1 pseudogene is annotated in these 255 nt (G+C 64.3%); it reads right to left on the minus strand.

The window, feature by feature from the left end:
- Positions 1-179 precede the first annotated feature (179 nt).
- Positions 180-255: pseudogene (locus ACCC94_RS30370) on the minus strand (hypothetical protein); the annotation flags it as partial.

The raw sequence follows: 255 nt of genomic DNA on the forward strand, positions 1-255 counted from the left end.
GGCGCCGCCGCCTCCTCCCCGCGCTCGTTTCGTGGGTCGTGGCGCTTCGCGCCCCGACCTTATACCCCTATACGGGGGGGCCCTAAACCCCGCCAACCATACCCCACCCGGGCCCCCTTGCGCGCCCCGCTGCAGTGCACGGCATTTAATCAGACGAACGGATGGCTCATGAAGATGGTCTAGGCGCTGTCAGGGCCGGTTGAGATTATGTCGATGGGCGCACCGAAAAGCTCCTAGATTCGCTTGATGTAGGCG

Source organism: Pseudomonas sp. Pseusp97, assembly GCF_047304025.1.
Taxonomy (GTDB): domain Bacteria; phylum Pseudomonadota; class Gammaproteobacteria; order Pseudomonadales; family Pseudomonadaceae; genus Pseudomonas.